Source organism: Skermanella sp. (assembly GCF_059503625.1).
The window spans coordinates 1-8,086 of record NZ_JCACHA010000867.1 but is presented as its reverse complement, the minus strand read 5'-3'; the positions used below and the strand labels follow the sequence as shown (position 1 = coordinate 8,086).

Here is an 8,086-nt window from a genome sequence, read left to right as displayed (position 1 = left end):
AACCTCACGACACACCATCGCGAAAATTTGGCGCGTCTTCAACTCAACATCCTCTCAGACCAGGAGCCGAAGAGTTCGACCGGCGGTCGGCAAGTGTTGGGCTACGGCCCTACAAACACTGTCCTGGCAGGCCAAGCTCAAAGGCAGCCGGTATCACCGGGAATTCAGGCTTAGCTGAACGCCTTGAATGTGATGAGGGTGAAGGTGTCCTTCACCCCCGGCAGCGTCTGGACCTGCTCGGTCACGAAGCGGCCGATGTCGGTGTCGTCGTCCAGATAGCACTTCATCAGTAGGTCGTACTGGCCGGAGGTCGAGTGGACCTCCGACACCTGTTCCACGTCCTGTACCGCGCGGTCCGCAACCTCGTACGCTTGTCCGAGATCGCATTTGACCATGATGAAGATGGTCTGCATGGCGGCAACGCCCTTCTTACGCTTCCGGAGTGGCGACCGGGCGAGCCCGGCGCAGCAGGAAGGCCGGGATGTGATCGCCGAAGCCGATCACGACCTCGTCGTCGTCATCCTCGTCACGGCGGCGGCGGCGGTCGTCGCGGCGCGGCGGCGGTGCATCGCTCCGCATGGCCTCGACGCGCTGTTCGCGCTCGGGCCGGGCAACCTCGCGTTCCGGCCTGACGGCTTCGCGCTCCGGACGAACCTCCCGCTCGACGCGCACTTCGCGGTCCGGCCGTGCTTCCCGCTCAGGTCGGGCTTCCCGTTCGGGACGCGGTGCGCGGCCTTCGGCGCGGGGCTGGCGGCCGTTGCTCGACGCTGTTTTGGCCTCGTCGCCATCCTTGCGGGTCCGGCGGCGGCGGCGGTCGGACAGTTCCTCGAACTCAGCCAGCTCGATCCCGTCGATCGAGATCAGCGGGATCTCGCGCTTGATCAGCTTGGAGATCGCGGCGACCTGCTTGCCTTCTTCCGGGTTCGCGATCGTGAAGGCGCGGCCCAGCTTGCCGGCGCGGCCGGTACGTCCGATCCGGTGGACGTAGTCCTCGGCATGCAGCGGTGTGTCGAAGTTGAAGACGTGGCTGAGGCCGGCGATGTCGATTCCGCGCGCGGCGACGTCGCTGCACACCAGCAGGGTGATCTCACCCTTCTTGAACTGGTCGAGCGTTTCGGTCCGCTTGCTCTGCGGCATGTCGCCGTGGAGCGCGCCGGCGTTGAAGCCGTGCTTCTCCAGGCTCTTGTGCAGGATCGTGACGTCGCGCTTGCGGTTGCAGAAGATCAGCGCGTTCTTGACGTCTTCCGTGCCGAGCAGGTGGCGCAGGGCCTTCCGCTTGTCTTCCGGCTGAACGATGGTCAGCGCGTGGGTCACCGTTTCCGCCATCGAGGCAGGCGGCGAGACCGAAACTTCGCGCGGGTTCATCAGGAAGGTGTCGGCGAGGCGCTTGATCTCCGGCGGCATGGTCGCGGAGAACAGCAGCGTCTGGCGCATCTTCGGCAGCAGGCCCACGATCCGCTCGATATCGGGGATGAACCCCATGTCGAGCATCCGGTCGGCCTCGTCGATCACGAAGATCTTGATGTCGCTGAGCAGGATGTTGCCGCGCTCGAACAGGTCGATCATGCGGCCCGGTGTCGCAATCAGCACGTCGACGCCGCGATCCAGCTTCTTGATCTGGTCGCCGAACGATTCGCCGCCGATCAGCAGCGCCATGGTCAGCTTGAGATGCTTGCCGTAGGTCTCGAAGTTTTCCGCGACCTGGGCCGCGAGCTCACGCGTCGGTTCCAGGATCAGCGAGCGCGGCATCCGCGCCCTTGCCCGGCCGTTGGCCAGGATTTCGATCATCGGCAGCGTGAAGCTGGCGGTCTTGCCGGTGCCCGTCTGGGCGCAGCCAAGAACGTCGCGCCCTTGGAGTACCCAAGGGATCGCCTGTTCCTGGATCGGAGTAGGTTGGGTATAACCCGCATCCTCGACGGCGCGCAGGACTTCGGGCCCGAGCCCAATTTCCGAAAAATTCATTAAGCCAGTGTCGGTTGGAGAAAGCAGCGTAAGCCATATGGCTTGCAGCACAGATTGGGGCGGCAGTATGAAAAGTCAAACCGTCTTGTCAACAATCCGTGTTGTCGCACCAAAAATTCGGTACGCGTGTGGGCACGGCCGGAAGGGAATGGCTTCGCATGGATCGGCAAGATAATGTCGAAGTCCCGATACGGCAAGAAAGTTCTTCGCCATGCTGCTCGAATCCCAAAGATCGGTACTTCTGGTGGTCGACGTACAGGAAAGACTGGCACCTGCCATAGCAGGGGGTGAAAGTCTGCTGGACAGAGTTTCCACATTGCTGAAGGCGGCGGCGGAACTGGACGTGCCGATACTGGCGACCGAGCAGTATTCCAAAGGACTTGGAAGTACCGTCGAGGCGCTGGCGGGACTTCTGCCCGCCGGGTCCGTCGTGGAGAAGATCCATTTCAATGCGGCGAACGAGCCTGGATTTGTCGAGCGCGTCCGGGGACTGGACCGGCCGCAGATAGTAGTGACGGGCACCGAGGCGCATGTCTGCGTGCTTCAGACGACGCTGGGATTGCAGGCCGCCGGGTTCGACTGCTTCCTGGTGGCCGACGCGGTCGGGTCGCGCGACCCGGAGAACCGACATATCGCCATGGAGCGGGTGCGGGCCAACGGGGTTGAGATCGTGACCTCCGAGATGGTCATGTTCGAATGGCTGCGCCGGGGATCGACTCCGGCGTTCAAAAGGGTGCTTCCGCTGATCCGATGACCGATTCACCGATGACCGGTTCCATGAAAAGACTTCCGTTGATCCTGCTTCCCGGCCTGCTGTGCGATGCGGCGCTCTGGTCTCATCAGACACGGCATCTGGCGGAAGTCGCCGACGTGACGGTCGCCGACCTGACCGGCCGCGACGGCGTTTCCGCGCTGGCCGCCGATGTGCTTGCCGCGGCACCCGGGACGTTCGCCCTCGCCGGTCTGTCGATGGGAGGCTACGTGGCGCTGGAGATCGTCCGCCAGGCGCCGGAGCGGGTAGCGAAGCTGGCGCTGCTCGACACCAATGCCAGGGCCGACACGGACGAGCAGCGCCGCCGCCGCCGGGGCCTGATGGCGCTGGCGGACCGGGGGGAGTTTCGCGGCGTCACGCCGCGCCTGCTGCCCGTGCTGATCCACCCGGACCGGCTGGAGGAGGCTGACCTGACCGGTGAAGTGATGGCGATGGCCGAGCGGGTCGGGCGCGACTCCTTCCTGCGGCAGCAGAAGCTCATCATGGACCGGCCGGACAGCCGGCCGATGCTGCCGTCGATTTCCTGTCCGACGCTGGTGCTGTGCGGGCGGCAGGACGCCATCAGTACGCTGGAAATGCATGCCGAGATGGCCGGTGCCATCCCGGGGGCAAGGCTTGCCGTGGTGGAGGAATGCGGGCATCTGGCGTCGCTCGAACGCCCGCATGCCACCACCGCGCTGATGAGGGACTGGCTGATCTATTCCTGAGGCTCAGCAGCCGACGCTCATGCCGCAATTGCTGTCGCTGCGGTTCGGATCGCGGAGCGGGAACAGCTCGAACGTCGTGTCGGTGATCAGGCTGCGGAACGCCGGGTCCTGCGGCGATGCGACGGCCGGCGCCCAGCCGTTGGTGGACGTCAGCGTTCCGCCCCGGCAGAAGGCTGCCTGTAGGCGGATCGGCTGCCCCGGCCGCTTATCGGTGGCGATCGGGCCGCCGCTGCAAATCTGCGGGTTGGCGATGTTTTCCGCTGGATTGAAGACCATAACCACCTTGTAGCGGCGGTTGGCGCTCTCGTCCGGCGTCGTCGTGAAATGGGTCGGCGGGCCGAAATGCTGGCCCTGCATCAGGTCGGTCACGCTCCGGTCGAAACTGCTCTGGTCGACCGGGAAGGGATTGCCGTAGACTTCCGTGGCGAGATCGCGCCCACCGGCGGCCGAGCTGAATTCGAGCGGCGAATAGGCGGTGCTGACGTTGTCGGAAACGACTCGGCTGCCGGAGCAGGCCGAAAGCGCCAGCGCCAAGGTCAGCGTCAAGGCCGGCGCAGCGGCCGCAGCGAAACGAGCCATCCTGGAACCTCTGGTCCTGACTGGAGATCATTCTGATATCTGTCCGCCCTAACAGGCCGCCAGTCCAATACCGGGCCGCGCAATGGTGGATAGCTGAAAGGATGAGGCTTTGCCGTCCGAGCCTTCTCCTGCTGCTGGTGGCATTGTTGACGGGGTGCGGCCTGGACCCGGCGGAAACAGCCTCCTGCCGCCGCGTGATCGCCGCTTTCGAACCGGACGCCGCCGGGGTCGAGATCCTGCGGCAGGCAAGCGGCCCGGCGGCCTCCGACGGCATCGTGCTGGAATACAGGGCGGCGGACGGTGCCGAGCGATGGGTGAACTGCCGCTTTTCCCGTCGGCGGGTGGAGAACGCACCGCTTGAACTGGTCGGCGTCGCCACCAGCCGCGAAGGCATCCTTCCGGAGATGCGGCTGTTCTGGCTGAGGCGCTGGCTTGCGCTGGAGACGGCTGTCCCGGCTCCCACCTTGGGGGCAAATCCGATTGCGACCGGTACGGCGGCCGGGACGCCCTATGCCGGCGCGCTCTATGCCTTCCAGCAAGTCCTGAACGGCAGCGTGCTCGGCTGCATCTATGCGCTGCTGGCTGTGGGATTCTCGCTGGTCTACGGCATCGTCGGACGGATCAACTTCGCCTTCGGCGAGTTGCTGATGCTGGGCGCGTACCAGACCGTGATCTTCGCGATCCCGCTGGCCGTGATGACCGGATCGGGGGCGTGGGCGCTGCCCGCGGTGCTGCTGATCGCGGCCGGCATGACGGCAGGGCAGGGATGGGCGGTCGAGCGGCTGGTGTTCCGGCCGTTGCGGGGCACGCCGACCCATGTTCCGCTGATCGCGGCGATCGGCGCTTCGGTGTTCCTTCAGGAAGCCGTCCGGCTGCTCCAGGGCGCCCGCGACCGGTGGCTGGCTCCCGTATTGACGGACCGCTTCACGCTGGCGGGGGAGGGGGTTTTTCCCGTCACCGTATCGGCCGCGCAGGTCCTGATCGTCGTCCTGACCCTTGGCGTTTCCGGCGCGCTCTGGTGGCTGCTGGTCCGCACCGAATTCGGCCGGAGCCATCGGGCATGCAGCGACGACATGCGGATGGCGGCGCTGCTCGGCGTGGATACCGACCGCGCGGTAGGGGCTGCCTTCGCCCTTGGCGCCGCCTGCGCCGGCACGGCCGGCTTCATCGTGGCGCTGCACTATGGCGGGGTGAACGCCTATATGGGAGCGCTGCTCGGCTTCAAGGCGCTGACCGCAGCCATCGTCGGCGGCATCGGATCGGTCCCCGGGGCCTTCCTGGGCGGGGTGCTGATCGCCGCGCTGGAAACCGGCTGGGCCGCTTGGCTGCCGCTGGAAGGCAAGGACGTCGCGGTGTTCACGGCGCTGATCGCCATGCTGGTGATCCGGCCCACGGGATTGCTGGGAGTGGAGCGTACGAGGGGCGACTGAGGCCGAACCGGGCGCAAACGCTGTTTCGACTGCGGCAGCATGGCACTTGACCGGCCCGGGATGCGCCGGTTATGGTCCGCCCCATGTTCCAGGCATCCTACCTTGCGATCGTCGCGCGAATTAGCGGCCCGGTCCTCTGCTGAGGGCCGGGGTCATTATCCGCTGAATTCCTGTCGCTTCGATCCAAAGAGGAAAGCCTGTCATGGCTATGCCAACCCAGTCGGCGCCCGGCGTCGAATCCCGTCCGTACGATCCCGACTATACCGCCTGCTTCTCGATCCAGGCCAATGCCGATCCCGGCGTGATGTCGCGGGTGCTGGAGCTGTTCGCCAAGCGCGGCCTCGTCCCGTCCTCCTGGCACAGCCGGGTCGGGGGCATCCAGGACGACGAACTGATCATCGACCTGCAAATGCAGGGCATGGTCCGCAGCGAGGCCGACTATGTGGCGGCCTGCCTTCGCCAGATCCCGGATGTGGGCGCCGTGCTGACGTCGGAGCGCTTCCGCGCGGCCGCCGAGTAAATAGCGCGTGACGAACCGGGCGATGGGCGGTTAAATCCGCCCATCATGAGCTATCTTCATCACATCCGCGCCTGCAACAGCCACGATTTCTCGGGCTACCTGCCTTTTTACGTCGGGACCGGCCGGGTCGGCTGGGTCCGTCATGGGCTGGCCTCGCGATTGCGGCAGTTCACCGGTGTCTTCGTGGTCGAGCAGGACCGCATCTCGCTGGCATCGGCCTTGAGCGATTTCGACTCCCGGACCGAGGCCATGGCGCAAGTCGTCGCTGAATTGGTGGAGGAGGGGACGGTACCCCAGCTCAGGGATGAGTATTATCCGGTAATGACCGGCTGGGGCCAGCCGCCGCTGCTGAAGATCGACCGCGTCGCCGTCGCCCATTTCGGCATCCGGTCATACGGCCTTCATATCAACGGCTTCGTCCGGCGGCCCGACGGGATCCACCTGTGGGTCGGCAAGCGGGCGGGCGACCGCAAGATCGCACCGGGCAAGCTGGACAATCTGGTCGCCGGCGGCCAGCCGAGCGGGCTGACGCTGGACGAGAACCTCGTGAAGGAAGCGCACGAGGAAGCGGGACTGTCTCCGGAAGCGGCTCTGCAGGCGGTGCCGGTAGGCGTCGTGTCTTACCTGATGGAGAACCCGGCGGGGCTGAAGCCGGACATGCTGTTCCTCTACGACCTCGAAGTCGCCGAGGACTTCGTGCCGCGCAACACCGATGGCGAGGTCGAGCATTTCATGCTCTGGCCGCTGGAGGAAGCGGCCCGGCGGGTGCGGGAAACCGACGATTTCAAGTTCAACGTCAATCTGGTGATCGTCGATTTCCTGATGCGCCATGGCTATCTGAAGCCGGACGATGCCGAGTATCCGGAACTCGCGATCGGTCTGCGCCGGGCGGTCTGACGTCAGGTTTCCGGGAAGCCTGCCATCGTCCTGACTTCGGCCGCCGTCCTGCCGCTCTCCCGCAGGGCCTTCAGCGACACTGATTTGTCCCGCTTGGCAAGCCGTTCGCCACGGTCGTTGGTCAGCAGGCCGTGATGGTGGTAACCGGGCGCCGGCAAGCCCAGCAGCGCTTGCAGCAGCCGGTGCAGATGGGTCGCGTGGAACAGGTCGCGACCGCGGGTAACCAGCGTGACGCCTTGCAAGGCATCGTCCACCGTCACGCTGAGATGGTAGCTGGTCGGGATATCCTTGCGGGCCAGCACCACGTCGCCGAGGATTTCCGGGGTAGCGTCGATCGTCCCGGCATCGACGTCGTGCCACGACAAGGGGCCGGCAAGCCGGCCGGCCCGCGCCACGTCGAGCCGGATGGCGAAGGCCTGGCCGGATGCGATCCGCTCCGACCTTTCGCCGGCGGACAGATGGCGGCAGGTTCCGGGATAAAGGGCGCCGTCCGGGCCATGGGGCGCATGGCCGGCGCGGGCGATCTCTTCCTCGATCTCCTTGCGGGTGCAGAAGCACGGATACGTCACGCCCGAACTCGCCAGCCGGTCCAGGGCGGCGCGGTAGTCGTCGAGATGTTCGCTCTGGCGCCGCACCGGGACCGGCCAGGACAGGCCAAGCCAGGACAGGTCTTCCATCAGCGACAGTTCGAACTCCGGGCGGCACCGTCCCGGATCGATATCCTCGATCCTCAGCAGGAAGAGTCCGCCCCGCTCGCGCGCAGCTTGCCAGCCGAACAGCGCGGAGTGGGCATGGCCCAGGTGAAGCAGGCCGGTCGGGCTGGGGGCGAAGCGGGTGACGGTCTTCATGGGCAGCATCGTCCACGGCACTCTCATTTCGGCATACCGCGCCTCTTTATCCCCGGACGGCCGCATGGGCCAGCGGGTTCAACCGGTGCGTTGAGCCATTGACAGGCGCGTCGGCAGTAGTCAAAACAGGCACATGAGCGATCTTGCCAAATTGACTGGACCCAAGGTCCTGCCCGCCTCCGGTGGCCCCGCGCGCCAACTGGTCGTCCTGTTGCATGGAGTCGGCGCCGATGGCGACGATCTGATCTCGCTGGCCGATTATTGGAGCGCGCTTCTCCCCGATGCGGAGTTCGTGTCGCCCAACGCACCGGACCAGTGCGACATGTCGCCCTACGGGTTCCAGTGGTTCAGTCTGCTCGACCGCTCGATGG

10 protein-coding genes are annotated in these 8,086 nt (G+C 65.8%); 6 read left to right on the top strand and 4 right to left on the bottom strand.

Features of this window, described 5'->3' with window-relative positions:
• Positions 1-170 precede the first annotated feature (170 nt).
• Both AC5JJ6_RS31570 and AC5JJ6_RS31565 read right to left on the bottom strand, forming a co-directional pair.
• On the bottom strand, positions 171-413 hold the full coding sequence (locus tag AC5JJ6_RS31570) for an Lrp/AsnC ligand binding domain-containing protein (RefSeq protein WP_202678805.1): 243 nt from the start codon (positions 411-413) through the stop codon (positions 171-173).
• 16 nt (positions 414-429) lie between these two features.
• A complete protein-coding gene (locus AC5JJ6_RS31565) occupies positions 430-1,962 on the bottom strand; it encodes a DEAD/DEAH box helicase (protein WP_496045846.1) in 1,533 nt (510 codons plus the stop codon).
• A gap of 211 nt (positions 1,963-2,173) precedes the next feature.
• Here AC5JJ6_RS31565 and AC5JJ6_RS31560 point away from each other — a divergent pair, with 211 nt between their 5' ends.
• Both AC5JJ6_RS31560 and AC5JJ6_RS31555 read left to right on the top strand, forming a co-directional pair.
• Positions 2,174-2,716, top strand: coding sequence for a hydrolase (locus tag AC5JJ6_RS31560; RefSeq protein ID WP_496045845.1), 543 nt, complete (start codon positions 2,174-2,176; stop codon positions 2,714-2,716).
• Positions 2,717-2,739: 23 nt separating this feature from the next.
• Complete coding sequence (locus AC5JJ6_RS31555; RefSeq protein ID WP_496045844.1) at positions 2,740-3,441, top strand: alpha/beta fold hydrolase; 702 nt, start codon at positions 2,740-2,742, stop codon at positions 3,439-3,441.
• A 3-nt stretch (positions 3,442-3,444) separates the two neighbouring features.
• On the opposite strand, the gene AC5JJ6_RS31550 is transcribed toward AC5JJ6_RS31555, so the two are convergent.
• Positions 3,445-4,020 (bottom strand): hypothetical protein, encoded by a 576-nt coding sequence (locus tag AC5JJ6_RS31550; RefSeq protein ID WP_496045843.1) that lies wholly within the window; start codon positions 4,018-4,020, stop codon positions 3,445-3,447.
• 101 nt (positions 4,021-4,121) lie between these two features.
• Here AC5JJ6_RS31550 and AC5JJ6_RS31545 point away from each other — a divergent pair, with 101 nt between their 5' ends.
• The 3 genes from AC5JJ6_RS31545 to AC5JJ6_RS31535 all read left to right on the top strand — a co-directional run bounded on the left by AC5JJ6_RS31545 (position 4,122) and on the right by AC5JJ6_RS31535 (position 6,867).
• Positions 4,122-5,450, top strand: coding sequence for a branched-chain amino acid ABC transporter permease (locus tag AC5JJ6_RS31545; protein ID WP_496045842.1), 1,329 nt, complete (start codon positions 4,122-4,124; stop codon positions 5,448-5,450).
• 202 nt (positions 5,451-5,652) lie between these two features.
• On the top strand, positions 5,653-5,970 hold the full coding sequence (locus AC5JJ6_RS31540) for an ACT-like domain-containing protein (RefSeq protein WP_496045841.1): 318 nt from the start codon (positions 5,653-5,655) through the stop codon (positions 5,968-5,970).
• Between the two features lie 45 nt (positions 5,971-6,015).
• Positions 6,016-6,867, top strand: coding sequence for a DUF4743 domain-containing protein (locus tag AC5JJ6_RS31535; protein ID WP_496045840.1), 852 nt, complete (start codon positions 6,016-6,018; stop codon positions 6,865-6,867).
• A 2-nt stretch (positions 6,868-6,869) separates the two neighbouring features.
• On the opposite strand, the gene gluQRS is transcribed toward AC5JJ6_RS31535, so the two are convergent.
• Complete coding sequence (gene gluQRS, locus AC5JJ6_RS31530; protein ID WP_496045839.1) at positions 6,870-7,715, bottom strand: tRNA glutamyl-Q(34) synthetase GluQRS; 846 nt, start codon at positions 7,713-7,715, stop codon at positions 6,870-6,872.
• 133 nt (positions 7,716-7,848) lie between these two features.
• On the opposite strand from gluQRS, the gene AC5JJ6_RS31525 reads away from it, so the two are divergent.
• On the top strand, positions 7,849-8,086 hold a 238-nt coding region (locus AC5JJ6_RS31525), incomplete at its 3' end, for an alpha/beta hydrolase (protein ID WP_496045838.1).